This is a genomic window from Desulfuribacillus stibiiarsenatis (genome assembly GCF_001742305.1).
In the GTDB taxonomy this organism is placed as follows: domain Bacteria; phylum Bacillota; class Bacilli; order Desulfuribacillales; family Desulfuribacillaceae; genus Desulfuribacillus_A; species Desulfuribacillus_A stibiiarsenatis.
Window position 1 is genome coordinate 90682 of record NZ_MJAT01000003.1, and the last position, 15317, is coordinate 105998.

The window sequence follows — 15317 nt, forward strand, 5'->3', positions numbered from 1 at the left end:
AAATTAGCAGAGGTCTTGTGCTTTAGTAGTTATTGTTTATAAAATGTCCTTAAGACTCTATTCCATGAACAACAGGATCATTCGCTTCGTCTATTACCTCATCCGACACCTGCGAATAGACAAGGGTCGCGACTACGGTATCTAAGTCAGCTAGAATTTCAATATCCCTATTTGCTGCGATATTTAAATCTGCTAATGTAATCGTATCTTTTTCTAATAACATAGCAGCATCAAATTCAACAGTCTCTGGCATATAGCGAGGATACATCTCAATTTCTACATCGTGAGTCTGAACCTGTAGGATTTTGCCTCCCTGCTCTACAGCATCACGGTGAAGAATATGTATGTTACTTACAAGCTTCACCTTCTCATTTTCATCTAAAGGCTGAAGATCTACGTGTAGATATTGGCCACGCAAGCTATTTTTTTGGAATTGCTTAATAATTGCAAAGGAAATTTCATTGTTAAAATTAACTTCGACTTTTCTGCTTGTTCCATACGTACTTAATAGCTTTGCCAAATCAGCCTCGTTCACATAGAAGGGTTGCGACTGATTACCTTTGCTATACATTACCCCAGGAACATGCCCATCCCTAAGGGCTGCTCTTGCGTTAGAATACGGCTTTGACTTTCTATCGAATAGCTGTAATTTTGGGTTTTCCATAATACCAAACCTCCAAAAGTTAGAATATCCTTTTCATTCCTTTCCCTAGTCTCGCCCATTTCCTTGATATTTACACAAATTTCATATAAACAATTTTAAAAACAGAAACATTGTGTACTGCCGCTTAAAAACTTTTTATTAATCCCATCAGTTAAGATTTAGGGTATGATAATGAAAACGTTATAACGGAGGGCACCTATGCAAATCACAATTATTACAGTTGGGAAATTAAAAGAGAAGTACTTGCAAATGGGAATCGATGAATATGCGAAGCGGCTATCCAGTTATGCCAAGCTTCAGATTATAGAATTACCAGACGAGAAGGCTCCTGAGAACTTAAGTGAGGCAGGGGAAATTCAAGTTAAAGATAAAGAGGGGCTGAGGATTCTAAGCAATATTAAACCAGATAGCTATTGCATTGCTCTAGCAATTGAAGGGAAGCAGCAATCCTCAGAGCAGCTGGCTGAATCCATGGACAAGCTAGCAACCTATGGCAAAAGCCATATCACCTTTGTCATTGGTGGGAGTTTGGGATTAAGTCAAGAAGTACTGAAAAGAGCTGATGAGAAACTATCATTCTCGAAAATGACATTTCCACACCAGCTCATGCGGTTGATATTGTTGGAGCAGGTGTATCGGGCGTTTAGGATCATAAAGGGTGAACCTTACCATAAATGATTACGGTTTTAAGAAAATTTAGCATTTTCAATACATAGAGGTGGTGAGATGAAGGCGAGCAATCGAACAAAGGAAGTTCATATCTTTCTCATTTATGTTAAAGAAAAATAGTGTAAATGGTCTGAGTTTTCATAATAGAGCAGGGATATTAGTTAATTATATAATAAGGGATAGTAGCATATATACAGAAAACCATAAAAGAGATGCTTTTCAAAATAGAAGGGGGAATTTCAATGGAGAATAGGAGAAAGGTTGTTTTGTATATAGCTCAAAGTCTTGATGGTTTTATTGCAAGGGGAGATAATGATATCAGTTGGTTATCCATTGTTGAACGCGATAATGAGGATTATGGATATAATACTTTTATTAAGACAGTCGATACTGTATTCATGGGAAGAAAAACGTATGAGAAAGTATTATCCTTTGGTATCGAATTTCCACACAAAGGGAGAACTTGCTACGTGCTTTCAAAAACACTTCAGGGAACCGATGAAAATGTCCAGTTTTTCAGTGGCAACATTGGCGATTTAATAACTAAGATTAAAGAACAAAAAGGCAAGGACATTTTTATTGATGGGGGTTCTGAAGCAGTAAGGGAGTTTAGAGATAACGATTTGATTGACGAGTATGTAATCTCAATCATCCCAATCTTACTGGGCAAGGGAGTACGGTTATTTAGAGAAACACATACAGAAAATAATCTGAAATTAATAGAAAGTAAAGTTTTTGATTCTGGCTTGGTACAATTAAAATATGCTAGAGTGAAATAGTAGAATAGTGACAAAAAGGAGTCATTGGGGACACTTATCCTTGCAGTGTTGTTCCAGCGTATAAATGAAAAATAATAATATAACTATGAAACAAAAGCCATATTCTATGACCATAGAATGTGGCTTTTGCGATGGTTTCTTACCCTATTGACAGCATCAGATAGATGTGGCATATTTGTCATAGACTAGTTGGTCTAGACTGTATGGTCTATAAAAATGATAGAGGAGGCCAATAAAAGTTGAAAGAGAAGTTTTTTGAAAGAAAAGCAGAATTGCTGGAGGCAGCATTAGATGAATTTATAACAAAAAACTATGAAGATGCTTCGCTCAATAACATTATAAAGAATGCAGAGATTAGTAAAGGCACTTTTTACTACCACTTTAAGGATAAACAGGCACTTTACCTATTTTTATTAGAGTCTTCTGCAAAAACCAAATGGGAATTTGTAAGTAATAGGATCGATGGATATACAGAAGCATATGAGGGAAAGGGCATTTTTGAAAAATTTAAGATGCAAGCGAGAATTGGTGCAGAGTTTGCCGTTGCTTTTCCACAGTTTTATAGGTTAAGTAAGATGTTTACGAAAGAAAAGGGTAACAAAATATACGAAATTGCAAAGAGTATCTTAGGAAGTGAAACGGAAAAGTTGCTTGAAGAAATGATAGACAAAGCCATAGAAAATGGGGACTTTAAAAAGGAATTTTCTAAGGAATTTCTTGTAACAACTATAAGTTACCTGTTTATCCATTTTGATGAGATTTTTTATAGACCAGAGGATTTTGAACCTGAAAAAATGATAGAAAATCTTGATTGTTTTGTGGACTTTATGAAAGGCGGATTAGGTAAATAGAGAGCTTATCCAAATATAAGATGGGAGTGAAAACTATGGGGAATGGCCAATTCAGACGTTATGACAAACTGTTGGCTTTAACTTTTACAGTACTTACATTATTATTTTTTGTTTTGGCATTCACGAATAAGAGCTTTTTTGATTGGGCTTATGAACGCCACCAAAATCAATTAAGCTGGTATTTGAGACCACTGTTCCTTGTACCCTTTTGTTATTTTGCATATAAAAGAAGTTGGGCTGGTATTTTTGGAACGGTTTTTTTTCTTTTGACGAGTATGTTCTGGTTTCCAAAGCCGGAAGTTGTAAGTGACCAAGCAAAACAATTCTTGGAAATGGAAATGGAATATTTAAGCGGTGATTGGGGAGGAGCAAAAATACTGATGTCACTTCTTGTACCCGTTTCGTTTACCGCACTAGGCATAGCATTCTGGAAGCGCAGCTTATGGTTTGGATTATCCGTTGTTGTCTTTATGGCTGTAGCTAAAATGATTTGGAGTGTAGCCTTTGGAGGCGAAGCAGGAAAGTCCATCTTTATTCCTGCAATCATAGGTCTAGTAATTTGTGTTGGTTTAATTTATCTGGGATTTAGGAAGCTTGAAAAAAAGAATAAATGATATGATTGATGATTTGATGTTGGGAAACAAAAATATCTATAGGAGCACTGATGACCTTGATTTCCAAGGAGATTAGGGCTCTTTATTCATATTGAGTCGATGGGGGCGGTTCTCAATTATTTTGTTAATATAAAACCGCAGTTACACGATATAGGGACTCTCTCATAATTAACTGCTGTTTTTTTGTTGACCTGACTATAACTTCATACTTTATCATGAAGATAAAGGAGTGATGGTATTATGGATCAAAAGGAAAAATTAATTCGAAAGTATCAACAAATTTTAGAAGGAACTAAAGAGGAAATATTTCCATTGTTATGTCCTGTTCGTGAGAAGGAATGGTTGCAGGATTGGGAGTATAAGATGATTTATTCGGAAAGTGGGTTTGCAGAGAAAGGATGTATATTTGAGACAAATAACAACTATGGTAGCTTTCAATGGGTTGTAACTGAACATGATAAAGATAATCATAAGCTGCAATTTATTAAAGTAAGGGCGAATGATATATATGTAATCATAGATATTGACTTAACGGAGAAAGGTGAAAAGTTGACCCTAGGTAATATTCAATATACTTTTATACCATTAGGTAATGAAGCAGCCGAGATTATGTATAGAGAAAATACAGAAGAAGCATTTAATAAACATATGGAAAAATGGGAAGATTCACTAAATTACTATTTAAAGCATGCTAAAATGTTATTGTAACAATAAATAGTAAAGAAGGATTATACATGTATAAAATTGGGGATTTAGTAAGAAAGTTTAATTTATCAAGGAGTGCGATACTATATTACGATAAATTGGGCTTATTAAAGCCGATGGAGAGGAAATATAATAATTACCGATTGTATGGGCAAAAAGAAGTATTGAAACTAGAAAAAATTTTATTGTACAGAGAGTCAGGAATCTCATTGAGTGATATACAGAAGCTATTGGATGCTGAAAACAATAGTAACACAGGCATACTCGTGGAGCGTCTTAATAAGATACAAATGGAAATTAAGAATCTAAAAACTCAAGAGAAACTAGTACTGGATGTTTTAAAAGAAGAAGTCATTATGGGTAAAAGCATCTTCTCCACAAGTAAAACATGGACGGAAATGCTTATAAAGCTAGGGTATGAAGAAAAGGATTGGCTGAATTGGCATCGAGAATTTGAGTGGGATAATCCTGAGCAGCATAATAAATTTCTTAGAAGTTTAAATATGAAAGATGACGAAATTGATCATTTACTTGTATTGATTAGGGAAGATACAGATTAATTTTTTTTGAGAAGATATGAATGAATTTACATATTGGGCAATACTCATGAAACCGTTGTTACATGTTACACCGATACACCGAACCGTATTGTTGTAAATGAGGTTTCTATAGTATCTAATGCAAGTTGATTTTTCGCATAGTAAGAATATGCTTGCAATTTTTTCTCGTCAGTCTTCTCGATATCCTAAATCACTTAAGGTTAAATCTTTATATGCTTCTCCAATTCGGTACGAAGTAATTCTTTCGTTACCACTCGCTCCTTAAATAATACCTCTATTGAGCCAGGATATAGACCATTTAGTAATGGTAATTGGCTTGACGTGAAACAACTCCGCAATTTCCTTAATAGGAATTGGCAATTCTTTTTCAGTGTGAATCCATAGTACCAATGCTTCCATCAATGGTGGTACATCTGAATATTCGGGGGGAATATATTCTGGCTGTCTGGTTTTATTATCATATACAGCAAATAATACACCAGGAGGCATGGATCCCCTATAGTTACTTTTTGCAGACTTTCTACCAGTACCATGCTTTACAATAATCGAGTGGAGCTGTTTTATAAAATCCTCCGTTATAGAGTTTTATTTTGTTTTTCTTGCGATAAGAAAGAGATCGCAATAATTTCTTACTCTTCTACAACAGGTATTCTTAAGTCGTCTTTTTTCTGTTTAACTACACGAGCAACTTGTTCTAAATCAAGAGTATTTCCTTCTATACGTGTAGAATAATGAGTGGCTTTTAGTTTTACTTGTTCTCGTAGATCGTTTCTATATGTGGGGTATAGGCATTAATTCGATTATAGCTCGGGAGCGCTCAATTGACATTAGGTCTTTTACAATTGATTGGGAATAACCAAATTTAGGCAGGTACAAAAAATCCACCATCATATTTAATTCAAATTATAATTTAATTATACACTATTATACGCTAATTGGCATTTATAGCATGCAATTCATACGCTATTCATACGCTAATTTAAAAATTGAACTGCGATATAGAAAGGGCAGCTATCCTCGGGGCAGCTTGCCGAATCCATGGACAAGCTAGCAACCTATGGCGAAAGCCACATTACCTTTGTGATTGGTGGGAGTTAGGGTTAAGTCAAGAAGTACTGAAAAGAGCTGATGAAAAGCTATCATTATCGAAGATGACATTTCCACATCGCTCATGCGGTTAATTCTGTTGGAGCAGATATACAATAAGGCGCTTAGGATTAATACAGGTGCGTCGTATCATAAGTAAGCACAAAGTCATTGTTTTTAAGAGAAGCATCAAAGAACAACTGAATTTCTTTAATGCTCACTGCTGGGAGTTTACTAAATTGATTCATTAAGTGTGTTTCTACAGTGTTGGGCGGGATACACACGCATCATTCAAAATAAGCGAAACCGTATGAGCTTTCGTGTACAAACGTGAACGTTTTGTGACAGGATTTGCAAAAGTGGTTTCAAAACAACGAATGCTATGGGACAGGCTGAGCAGCGGGGTGGGTGGTATATTATACATAGAATATTAATATATAAGCGATGCTACTTATAGTCTGTCGATTACCATGGAAGATACTTATAGTCTGTATATATATAGTGTTCTTTTCTGTCCATATTTGTATAAGGGTGTAATAATAATGAGTATATTGGGAAATTTTGGCGAAACGGTTAAAGAACATAGGAATCAATTAGGCCTGTCGCAAGAACGCTTAGCGGAACTTTGCAATCTTCATAGAACATATATAGGCGCGGTTGAACGTGGCGAAAGGAATGTATCGTTAAAAAACATTGTGAGGATTGCCAGTGCTCTAGGAATAACTTCATCTGAGTTGTTATATAACATTGAAGGATGTGCTGAAATTGACCAGAGTAAGAATTACTAGTGAAAAAGCTTACTTAATGGGGCTTATTGTAGGCGGCGGAGTATTTAGAAATAATAACCAAATGGTAATCAATTTACCCTATAGATTGTGGGGAAGGGCAAAAATTAATCCAGCAAGAGCAGGTCAGTTAGCAAGTGATATCTTAAATAGAGTGAGACCGCTATTTGAAAGAACTTATAATATGCCGGTTACATTCTTACTTGAACCTGAGTGGCAAATTAGAAGTACTACGCCTCTCTCAAACGAACTTATAACTGACATGAATGCTTTTGGGATTATTCCAAACGGGAAAATAATCGAAACCGGCGACCTTACAACCTTAAGGACATTTTTGAATGCGGAGTTGTTTAAGAGAAATTTTATTGCTGGAATTGCCGATAGTATTGGAAGTCTTAATCCAAACCACAGACGGTTTGATTCTAACTTTCAAATAATTTCTTTTGAGTTTGCCGCTAAAAATAATTATAGACTTGTCTTTGATGTGTGCCAGGTACTACAAGAAGTGAATTGTTATACCGACCAATTACTTTGGAATCATCCGAATTTACATAGTTCGTCAAATCCCTATTATAAACCATGGAAAAAGGGTTACAAGGTTAGGGTGCTCATTGATTCCTATGTCGCGGCAGGTTCGTTTTTATTTCAAGCAAAGGCAGAAGCAGCAAATGAAAATTTAGCCACTCAAAATACAAATCATAACGCATTAAGGTGTGATGAAAAGGGTATTGATGAACATTCGATAAAAACAATTCATGAAGGCGAATCCTCTATGTGGATACCAGAAGAAATTAGGGGGTTACATTTTCTTCACAACAAGCACATATGTGCTGTATTGGGCTGTCAATACGCACCAATTCGTGAATTGGAACAGTTTGTTCGGAGAGCTGAGTATTGGATTAATCCATTCCCTATATATGTAAGAGATACATTGCAATATGTGCAAGAAAAAATTAACGGATCTGATGTTATGAGAAATAGAACTTATTCTTCCCAACCTTTCTCAGTGCGTCAACTTATACAATGTAGTGAAGAAGGACAAAAACTAATTTGGGGTAATTGCGAGGAATCGGGTTACCCTATTACACAGATTCTCCAAGGATTAGTTTGGCTGATTCAGAGAACAAATGGAGACACCAACAAGACTAGAATAACGGGGAATTATTTGGATTATTTGCATCAAGAACTGGATGCAGGTTTGCCGAATCTTGTAAATATATTAATAGAACGGCCAGACAAACTAACACCTATTCTTATTCGGAACGGTAGCTTTGCAGTAATTATAGGTCCAAATAATCCGCGAGTTTATAGAAATCTAATTACACGGCATGATAACCTACGAATTTCCGTTCGTGAAATACAGGAAGGTGATTTAGATTAGTAACGAAAAAAAGTATTACGCCGAAATTCTGAACAATCTTAAAGAGGAGTTTATTGCGATTTTTCAGAGTGAAGGATTGCCTTATCTAGTGTTGGGGGATATAGATACACTTTTGTCAGTCGGCATTATAAAGGTATCGACTGAATCGGGAGTTTATTATGATGAAATAAGGTATTATGCAGAGAGTCTTGGGCAGTTAAAAATTGATTTGTTTTTAATTATCATAAATCCAGAGAATAAGAAATTTGAGATTGTTATTGGCGAAGTAAAAGATATATCTTCCTTAGGATTAAAAGAGTACTCTCAATTAATCGGTTATTGTCTTAGTAGTTACTCCGGTTATGGGTTGTTAATAAATGTTAATGGGGGTGCAAGTAAGAATTTAACTGACTTATTAGCACTAGATGAAGATTTATCAATTGTGAGGAGATTAACCCAAGCGGGCGAATTAATAGAACATCAATTCGGAGTTTTCAAATGGAACTCAAAAAATAGTCAAGCCGAATCACTTCAATTGGGCAGAATATATTCATTACCTGCAATGATAATTGAGCTATGTGACAAAATAAAGACAGGAACATAAGTTCTATTTTTCTGTTGTCATATATAAAGTTATTTGTTAAAATTACTTCAATGAGAGTTATAAAGGATGTGCAAACAATGTTCAAATTGGTTTCATTGTTTAGTGGATGTGGGGGAATGGACTTAGGTTTCCATCAGTATGGATATAATATTGTTTTTGCTAACGATATTGATAATGACGCAGTAAAGACCTATAGAAAAAATCTTGGTGATATAGTTCAGAAAGACATCAAAGAAATTCATGAAGACGAGATACCTGACTGCGATGTGTTAACAGCAGGTTTTCCTTGTCAACCTTTTTCAAGCGCAGGTAACAGAAAAGGAGTGGCAGATGAAAGAGGCACATTATTTCATGAATGTATAAGAATTATCAAAAAGAAGAAGCCGCAGGCTGTGGTATTTGAAAATGTTAGGGGTATCTTATCTATAAAGAATGATGATGGAAATAAATTGATACATAGCATTGAACGAATGATGGATGATGTAGGGTATTATGTTGAATATAAATTGGTTAAAGCAAGTGATTACGGAGTGCCGCAAAATAGGTATAGGGTTCTTATTGTTGGTTTAAGAAAAGACCTAAATAAAAGGTTTGTATTCCCTAAGCCCATCAAATCGGACAAGCTAACTCTTAGGCATACACTGAACAATCTTAAGCCAGATATTCCGAATAGCGAGCATTGGAAACTTTCCCCTCAATCACAGGAGATAGTGCCATACATTAAAGAAGGCGGTTCATGGAAAGATATCCCTTATGATAAGTTGCCTGAAAGAATGAAAAAAATTCGTGATAATATTAAAAAGTACAAATCTCCCAATTTTTATCGTAGATATAGTTGGGATGAAATTTGTGGAACAATAACTGCCGCTGCAACACCTGAAAACTGTGGGATACTACATCCAACTGAGGATAGAAGATATACTGTAAGAGAGATTGCACGCATTCAATCATTTCCTGACGATTTCGTATTTGAAGCAGGTTCTATCGCTGGAATGTATAAAATCATTGGTAATGCAGTACCCCCAAGGCTTGCTTACGCAATTGCTGGGCAAATCTCGGAGATTCTCGAAGGAAAAGTTAATGTTGAGGAAGAATTTGCAGAACAATTAGCTATACTTTAATATGGGAGCCTAATTACTAAACAATGTAGTTAGGCTCTTTTGTTTAATGTAAAGTCGCTAGAGTTAAGCTACTGAAATTAAGTATTCCAATAAGTATTAATGTTAAATGGTAATATAAATTTTATGTTGAAATATCTGCTCGTGCTTAGATACAGTGAGGTGAACCATATCACAAGTGACGGCGGTTTTTTGATGGGAGTATTGAAATACAGGAATATAAAAGGATTTACATATCTGTGTATTTATATTCATCTATGTGAAGCAAGGTCAAGCTAGGCTTAGGAACGTCTTGAATGCGAGATGTCTTACGAATTTTTTATAGTAATTATACTTTTATTTACTAGAGATGAGGTAAGGTGAGAAAAGTGAGTAGTTCTATAATAAAAAAAGAACAAGTAAAAGGGGCAGTTAAATCATTTGGAAAATTCATACACAATATTGCCTATCACAAAAATGGTAAATCGGTGTTGAAACCAATTGATGCAATAAAGAAATATTATGAAGACAATAAGTTGGACTACGATTATTACTACGATTTTGAAACTTTAGATAGAGTATTGTGGATAAATGCAGCATTTCTATGTATTTCGAAGATTACTAATCATAAAGAGGTCTATTTGGATTATTTCGGTGACAATATTAAACTCAAGAGTTTAGAACCTATATATAAAGACCAGATGAATGGCTATACAGATAAGGAGAAGTTAATATTACTTCGAAATAGTTTTTGTCACAATCATTATGATATTACTGACTCTTGTGGGATCAGAATAAAACGTGATTCTCGGTATGGGAGTATAAAACTAAATTTCACTATTAAAGAATTGTACTCATTGATAATGGATCTTGATACCAATCTGTTTTACTTACGATTTACGCCGTGGATAGATAAGGACAAAGTTCAAAATTATAAAGTAAATAGCTCCGATGACGCACTAGATTATTGCATTATTCTTCTAGAGAAAAACTCAGATGAAGTTCAAAATGAGGAAGTAACATATATAAAGAAACTAATACAACTGAATGCACATGAATTTAAAGAAGGATTAGTAAGCAAAATAGAAAATGAGACATCTCAGAATATTATAAATGACAAAATATTGGATTATCTTAATAAATACATGGAGAGAGTATACAAGGACTTAGTAGTATTTCAGAATATGTATGATTCGCTGTTTGTTTTTGTCGATACTATGAGATTCTTCATTATATTTTGTAGGCAAAACATGTTGGAATATGACTATCACATGCTTCAAGATAATTATACTCGCTTTTATTTTCTAACTACTAGGATAGATCAATATCCAGCATCAACTTATATGCAAATGTATGAGCCAAATGTTGGAGAGGAATATGAGAATATGATGTCAACAGACTTTAAATACGTTGAGGATCCACGTAACAGAACTATACAAAAGATTAAGTTATATGACGAGCTCATGTTATCAGCTAAGTATTACTTGGTGTTCATATTTCTTCCTCTGCTTCAAGAGAATTCATTGTATTTTCCTTATGACAAGTTGGAGATTATGGATGAGTTCAAAAACAAGGATGAGGAAGATATAAAAAGACATCTAAGAAACTCATCTCAACATCATAATTTTATGATCAAAGATGATGAAATTCATATATTCGATTACAACCAGAGAAGCATGAAAAAAACATTCAGTGCTGTATTGAAGTACAATGATTTTTTCAATGCAGTAGAATCAGCATACTTTCACATCCCATTTGAAATGCCTTTTTATAGGTTTTCATAGATTTAGAAACACTATAAAAACATCGTCTAACATTTCAATCCCCAACATGCCCCGTTTTATACATAACGGAGTTTTTATTATACAGTAAAATAATGTTAAAAATTCAAGGGGACGGTTCAGATGATTTGTATGTTTTGCCACCGCCGATATAACGATAGGTGAGCCAAATCATAAATAACGGTAAAACAATATATTAATAACGGTAAAATTGGAAGTATTGTAGTATATAATAATAAATAAAAGAATATGGTGGGTGGTATTAGTGGAATATCAGTACATAGATATTATAAAAGATAACCGAGTGAATTGTTTTTCTGTTTTAAGGAAAATGAATGTACGAGAATTTTTAAATTATATCGAAGTAGCTTACTCTAACCGTGGGGGGATAGAGGGACAAAGGGCACCACTAAAAACTAAAACAGCTATGAGCATCCGAAAGAGGATGATTGAAGATTTAAAGAAAGGTGCTGTTTTACCGCCTGTAGTATTAGGTATTATTATTAGTGAAGAGATAATGGAAAACTTAGATATTGATAGTGAAAGTGAGTTCCTTAAAGTGATAAAAAATGCTAGCCCAGATGAAATTGCTATTATAGATGGTATGCAGAGAACAACAGGGTTACTAGAATCAATTGAAGAGATTTCAAAAGAAACTAAAATTAGAGTGGAATACTGGATAGCAACAAATATGAACAGTTTAATTTACAGGATGTTAGTATTAAATACTGGACAAATCCCATGGAATTTGAGGAAGCAACTAGAAGTTGTATTTGACCAGTTAATTTCTAAGTTTAGTACCAGAATTCCATCTATGACGTTATTGAAAGCTGATGATAATAATTATAGAAAAGAAGCAGGGCAGTATCAAGCACATGAATTTGTTGAGTTATTCATACTCTTTGGAACGAGAAAACATAAGGTTGAAATTCAAGATCAGTTAGCGGAAGAGTTTGCAAAGCTTGATTTAATTGAAGCTAGTTCGAATAATGATTTTTTAATGTATTTCTTTGGAGTTGCTGATTTATTGGTAAAGTTAGACATTACCTTTTCAAAAGTAACAAAAATTGAAAATGAGAATTTGCTGAAATTTAAAAATGGAAAGGATATCTTTAAGTCTCATCCTGCTAGAGTAGGTTTTGTGGCAGCTTGTTCTAGATATATTTTTGGTAAGCCTGGGATTGAAAGAGAATTAATAAGACAGCATGATAAGTTCAAAGTGCTAAATAGAGATGTTAATTTACTCATAAAAAAACTTGAAAATTCGAGTATAGAAGAACTTAAATTATTTATGGAAATAGAAGAGTTGGATGAGATAATTACCAATAAAAAGTCAGGTAAGGTAGGGGAGTTTGAACGGGAGTTTTTTCTTAAAGCATTTGAAATCCTACTAGAAGAAAACGTTTCACTAAATAACCTTTCTCCTTGCTGGAGGGCATTAGTTTAATGAGTAGAAATACTGATAAGGCAAGTCAATCTGTTTTTAATATTCTTAAGAAAGTAGTACAAGAAAGCGAAGAATACTGCGAAGAGTTAGATGAAATACGGTGGGTTTATGGTGATAAAGAAAATACAAAATTCTTAACTGAAGCGCAGATAGTTAATAGTTATGAAATTATGCCTAAAAAAAAGAGTGCAATAATAGCGTACGAACATAGAAAGTTTTTTGTAACCTCAGGATTCGGTAAGGAGACTGTATCGCCTACATTCTTAGACCCATTTGAAATAAACCCAGGTCTCTTTACGTTAATTATTCATGAGTTGGAAGTAAATATCGCTTCAAATGTTCGTCCGAGAGAAATAATAAATGAAGTGATGTCATCATATAAAGGTATTTGCGGATATACTGGTCATGATTTTAAGGAGTTACTTAAATATTTCGAAACGATATGTATTTTTGAAATTTTACCGACTTGTCCTTTAGTAGTTGAAGATATCGAGAGCTTTATTGGATTATATCTTTGTTATGAAAATACTCTTAGAGTTTTACCCTTTTCAAAGGATACTCTGGAGAAATACATGCTTGTCTTTGAGCAAAAATTCAGTAAACAATTTAAAGAAAATATATTAGTTAGTTTGTCCAGTACTAACTTTAAATATTGCTATTTAGATTTATATCGTTGCATCGAAATGCTATATCCTTTTATATACTTGGGTAAGTTTTATGAAAACTTAGAGCCTACAACCCTTACCATGGTGGATTTAGCTATAAAACTTCATGATGACCTTGCATGGAAACCTGTTGAACGTAATGCAATTAAAAAGATTATAGATGAAACTCCTGCCCAGTTTCTGGAACGACTTACGAATGCTAAATATATTCATATTAATGAGGAGCGCCATTGTGGTGACTGGATATACGATATCCGAAATTCTATAGTACACTTACGACATAATCAGAAATCTATGAATTTAGAAAAAGTACCATGGGATATGCTAGTCATTGGAATGTTAGATTTATTAGAGTATTGGTATAATCATTTTTCAAAGCATTTATTAGATGAGAAAGATATTTTAAAGCCTGAATAATTCATTAATAAAAGATTGAATCTTTATTATCTACCACCAATCTTACCTTATATCCCTAAATGGGTTATTTTTTTATATAAACGAAAACTCTTAAAGGTAAATAAGGAAACCACTTTGGTCTTTGACACTCAAAACCAGTTATTTAGGAAACATCTTCTAGAATAAAGAATCTGTGCAGTCTAATAGATATTGCGTAAAATAATTCCAGAGTGTATACAATTATGTATTGAGTTGGATATTATTTATACACATTTGTATTGAAGATCGGCATATTGGATCAAAATTAAAAGACTAAAGTAATGAACTGCACCCCAATTGTTAGACAGACCTAATAATTGGAGGTGCAGTTTTTATTATGACCAAATATAGTACAGAACTAAAATCAAAGGCAGTTTTAGCTTATCTACAAGGCACGGCTTCATTTAAAACGATTGCTGATCAATTTAATATTAGCTTAACCGTAAGCGCTTAATAACATGGTGCCTTACAATTTAATATGATCCATGTAATAATACCTTCAAATAACATTTATAGTTTTTAGAGTTAGAGTTTTTCAAGTTTTTCAAGTACTCTAAAGCTATACGATGGAGGTATTATTCATGGATGAAATAACCAAGTAAAAATCCAGTTCCGCAAGGAACAGTGGTCAAAGCTAATAATGGAATGCCAAGATAGTGGAATGACCGTACGAACTTGGTGTAAGCAAAAAAGCATTAACGAAGCATCTTACTACTACTGGCTGAAAAAAATTCGGAAAGAAGCTTGCAAACAACGACTTCCAGCTACACATGTGAATCAAAAACCAGTTGAGTTTGCAAAACTATCATTCGACACAAGACCAATGAAAACACTAGGGTCCATCACTATTCATCTTCCAGTAGCGACTATTGAAGTGAAAGATGGTACCTCTAAAGAAACACTTGAAAATGTTTTGCTAGCTTTAAAATCTATATGCTAGGCGACATCACAGTAGCAAAAGAAATTTACATTGCCTGTGGCTATACAGATATGCGCAAATCGATAGACGGTCTTGCTGCCCTTGTTCAAGAAACCTTCGGAATGGACCCTTTTACCCCTAGACTCTATCTGTTCTGTGGCAGAAGACGTGATCGCCTCAAAGCACTGCTTTGGGAAGGCGATGGATTCATCCTCTTGTATAAACGTCTTGAAAACGGAAGCTTCCAATGGCCCCGATCGACAGAGCAAATCAAATCTCTTACCTGGCAGGAATTG

17 protein-coding genes and 1 pseudogene are annotated in these 15317 nt (G+C 34.3%); 16 read left to right on the forward strand and 2 right to left on the reverse strand.

Features of this window, described 5'->3' with window-relative positions:
* Nucleotides 1-49: 49 nt before the first annotated feature.
* Nucleotides 50-664: a 50S ribosomal protein L25 gene (locus BHU72_RS02955; RefSeq protein ID WP_069701143.1), complete on the reverse strand. Its 615-nt coding sequence runs from the start codon at nucleotides 662-664 to the stop codon at nucleotides 50-52.
* Nucleotides 665-862: 198 nt separating this feature from the next.
* Here BHU72_RS02955 and rlmH point away from each other — a divergent pair, with 198 nt between their 5' ends.
* The 6 genes from rlmH (at nucleotide 863) to BHU72_RS02985 (ending at nucleotide 4842) form a co-directional block, all read left to right on the forward strand.
* Nucleotides 863-1342 (forward strand): 23S rRNA (pseudouridine(1915)-N(3))-methyltransferase RlmH, encoded by a 480-nt coding sequence (gene rlmH, locus BHU72_RS02960; protein ID WP_069701144.1) that lies wholly within the window; start codon nucleotides 863-865, stop codon nucleotides 1340-1342.
* A gap of 233 nt (nucleotides 1343-1575) precedes the next feature.
* Nucleotides 1576-2112 carry a dihydrofolate reductase family protein gene (locus BHU72_RS02965; protein WP_069701145.1) on the forward strand — a complete coding sequence of 179 codons (537 nt, stop codon included), beginning with the start codon at nucleotides 1576-1578 and terminating at the stop codon, nucleotides 2110-2112.
* 239 nt (nucleotides 2113-2351) lie between these two features.
* Nucleotides 2352-2963 carry a TetR/AcrR family transcriptional regulator gene (locus BHU72_RS02970; protein ID WP_069701146.1) on the forward strand — a complete coding sequence of 204 codons (612 nt, stop codon included), beginning with the start codon at nucleotides 2352-2354 and terminating at the stop codon, nucleotides 2961-2963.
* Nucleotides 2964-2998: 35 nt separating this feature from the next.
* Nucleotides 2999-3577 carry a hypothetical protein gene (locus BHU72_RS02975; protein WP_069701147.1) on the forward strand — a complete coding sequence of 193 codons (579 nt, stop codon included), beginning with the start codon at nucleotides 2999-3001 and terminating at the stop codon, nucleotides 3575-3577.
* 240 nt (nucleotides 3578-3817) lie between these two features.
* Nucleotides 3818-4285 carry a hypothetical protein gene (locus BHU72_RS02980; protein ID WP_069701148.1) on the forward strand — a complete coding sequence of 156 codons (468 nt, stop codon included), beginning with the start codon at nucleotides 3818-3820 and terminating at the stop codon, nucleotides 4283-4285.
* Nucleotides 4286-4311: 26 nt separating this feature from the next.
* Nucleotides 4312-4842: a MerR family transcriptional regulator gene (locus tag BHU72_RS02985; protein ID WP_069701149.1), complete on the forward strand. Its 531-nt coding sequence runs from the start codon at nucleotides 4312-4314 to the stop codon at nucleotides 4840-4842.
* A 261-nt stretch (nucleotides 4843-5103) separates the two neighbouring features.
* Here the strand turns inward: BHU72_RS02985 and BHU72_RS02990 are convergent, their stop codons facing one another.
* Nucleotides 5104-5331 carry a hypothetical protein gene (locus tag BHU72_RS02990; protein ID WP_069701150.1) on the reverse strand — a complete coding sequence of 76 codons (228 nt, stop codon included), beginning with the start codon at nucleotides 5329-5331 and terminating at the stop codon, nucleotides 5104-5106.
* Nucleotides 5332-5856: 525 nt separating this feature from the next.
* Between BHU72_RS02990 and BHU72_RS16010 the strand changes: the two are divergent.
* The 10 genes and pseudogenes from BHU72_RS16010 to tnpB form a co-directional block, all read left to right on the forward strand.
* A pseudogene (locus BHU72_RS16010) lies at nucleotides 5857-6088 on the forward strand (23S rRNA (pseudouridine(1915)-N(3))-methyltransferase RlmH); the annotation flags it as partial.
* A 382-nt stretch (nucleotides 6089-6470) separates the two neighbouring features.
* Nucleotides 6471-6716, forward strand: coding sequence for a helix-turn-helix domain-containing protein (locus BHU72_RS02995; protein WP_069701151.1), 246 nt, complete (start codon nucleotides 6471-6473; stop codon nucleotides 6714-6716).
* Complete coding sequence (locus BHU72_RS03000) at nucleotides 6685-8094, forward strand: hypothetical protein (protein WP_176720387.1); 1410 nt, start codon at nucleotides 6685-6687, stop codon at nucleotides 8092-8094. Before BHU72_RS02995 ends, BHU72_RS03000 begins: the two co-directional genes overlap by 32 nt.
* 76 nt (nucleotides 8095-8170) lie before the next feature.
* Nucleotides 8171-8677 carry a hypothetical protein gene (locus tag BHU72_RS03005; RefSeq protein WP_141709237.1) on the forward strand — a complete coding sequence of 169 codons (507 nt, stop codon included), beginning with the start codon at nucleotides 8171-8173 and terminating at the stop codon, nucleotides 8675-8677.
* 77 nt (nucleotides 8678-8754) lie between these two features.
* The gene (locus BHU72_RS03010) at nucleotides 8755-9798 is read left to right on the forward strand and encodes a DNA cytosine methyltransferase (RefSeq protein WP_245671842.1); all 1044 of its coding nucleotides are present in this window, start codon (nucleotides 8755-8757) and stop codon (nucleotides 9796-9798) included.
* A 356-nt stretch (nucleotides 9799-10154) separates the two neighbouring features.
* Nucleotides 10155-11558 carry a hypothetical protein gene (locus tag BHU72_RS03015; protein ID WP_069701155.1) on the forward strand — a complete coding sequence of 468 codons (1404 nt, stop codon included), beginning with the start codon at nucleotides 10155-10157 and terminating at the stop codon, nucleotides 11556-11558.
* 262 nt (nucleotides 11559-11820) lie between these two features.
* Nucleotides 11821-13002, forward strand: coding sequence for a hypothetical protein (locus BHU72_RS03020; protein WP_069701156.1), 1182 nt, complete (start codon nucleotides 11821-11823; stop codon nucleotides 13000-13002).
* Nucleotides 13002-14084, forward strand: a complete 1083-nt coding sequence (locus BHU72_RS03025; RefSeq protein WP_069701157.1) for a hypothetical protein — start codon at nucleotides 13002-13004, stop codon at nucleotides 14082-14084. Before BHU72_RS03020 ends, BHU72_RS03025 begins: the two co-directional genes overlap by 1 nt.
* A gap of 622 nt (nucleotides 14085-14706) precedes the next feature.
* A complete protein-coding gene (gene tnpA, locus BHU72_RS03030) occupies nucleotides 14707-15042 on the forward strand; it encodes an IS66 family insertion sequence element accessory protein TnpA (RefSeq protein ID WP_436796447.1) in 336 nt (111 codons plus the stop codon).
* A partial coding sequence (gene tnpB, locus BHU72_RS15350) for an IS66 family insertion sequence element accessory protein TnpB (protein ID WP_083248225.1) occupies nucleotides 15036-15317 on the forward strand: 282 nt, incomplete at its 3' end. The genes tnpA and tnpB, both read left to right, overlap by 7 nt.

What these genes read in the sequence shown, in the direction of transcription:
- BHU72_RS02955 (WP_069701143.1), bottom strand. Translation starts at nt 664, where the DNA reads ATGGAAAACCCAAAATTACAGCTATTCGATAGAAAGTCAAAGCCGTAT.
- rlmH (WP_069701144.1), top strand. Translation starts at nt 863, where the DNA reads ATGCAAATCACAATTATTACAGTTGGGAAATTAAAAGAGAAGTACTTG.
- BHU72_RS02965 (WP_069701145.1), top strand. Translation starts at nt 1,576, where the DNA reads ATGGAGAATAGGAGAAAGGTTGTTTTGTATATAGCTCAAAGTCTTGAT.
- BHU72_RS02975 (WP_069701147.1), top strand. Translation starts at nt 2,999, where the DNA reads ATGGGGAATGGCCAATTCAGACGTTATGACAAACTGTTGGCTTTAACT.
- BHU72_RS02980 (WP_069701148.1), top strand. Translation starts at nt 3,818, where the DNA reads ATGGATCAAAAGGAAAAATTAATTCGAAAGTATCAACAAATTTTAGAA.
- BHU72_RS02985 (WP_069701149.1), top strand. Translation starts at nt 4,312, where the DNA reads ATGTATAAAATTGGGGATTTAGTAAGAAAGTTTAATTTATCAAGGAGT.
- BHU72_RS02990 (WP_069701150.1), bottom strand. Translation starts at nt 5,331, where the DNA reads ATGCCTCCTGGTGTATTATTTGCTGTATATGATAATAAAACCAGACAG.
- BHU72_RS02995 (WP_069701151.1), top strand. Translation starts at nt 6,471, where the DNA reads ATGAGTATATTGGGAAATTTTGGCGAAACGGTTAAAGAACATAGGAAT.
- BHU72_RS03010 (WP_245671842.1), top strand. Translation starts at nt 8,755, where the DNA reads ATGTTCAAATTGGTTTCATTGTTTAGTGGATGTGGGGGAATGGACTTA.
- BHU72_RS03025 (WP_069701157.1), top strand. Translation starts at nt 13,002, where the DNA reads ATGAGTAGAAATACTGATAAGGCAAGTCAATCTGTTTTTAATATTCTT.